Source organism: Polynucleobacter sp. AP-RePozz3-80-G7 (assembly GCF_018882145.1).
Classification (GTDB): domain Bacteria; phylum Pseudomonadota; class Gammaproteobacteria; order Burkholderiales; family Burkholderiaceae; genus Polynucleobacter.
Genome location: NZ_JACVPC010000016.1, coordinates 1 through 512, shown reverse-complemented (window position 1 = coordinate 512; position 512 = coordinate 1). Strand labels below are relative to the sequence as shown.

General features: G+C 50.0%; 1 protein-coding gene. It reads right to left on the bottom strand.

Annotated features, from left to right (window positions below; all coding sequences use genetic code 11):
- The coding region (locus tag ICE90_RS10750) for a hypothetical protein (protein ID WP_216192509.1) at nucleotides 1-512 on the bottom strand (512 nt) is incomplete at both ends.

The window sequence follows — 512 nt, the reverse complement described above, 5'->3', positions numbered from 1 at the left end:
GCAAAAGAGACTGTGCCATTACCAGAGCTTGCTGTGGTGTTCAGAGTAATAGCAGCTGCTAAGGTCGCTGCTTCGCCATAAGACTGGTTACCTGAAGTAGTGACATTACCTCCTAGGGATAAGGTTCCACCTGTATCAGTAGTGACTGAGTTGGCTGCTACGGTAGAACTAAAGATGGTTGCGCCAGTGGAGTTAACAGTCAGAGCAGCTAGCTTATTAGTAGCCCCTACTGCCCCAGTAAAGGTAGTGCCAGCAGAGCCACTGGAGGTAGTTAAGTTATACGGTGTGCTAGAGACGCTATTGAGAGTACCGGTAATGGTGATGGCGTTATTAGTAGTGCCGCCATTGGTTGCATCTAAGGTGGTGTTAGCCCCTAAGGTGACATTGTTACCAAAGGTCTGAACACCTGAGGTGGTGATTGCTCCGCCGTTAATGGCTGTTGTACCAGTAGAAGCGTTCTGGATGAGTGAAGCGGCAGATACGGCAGCGCTAAAGGTGGTGGTGCCGGTAGA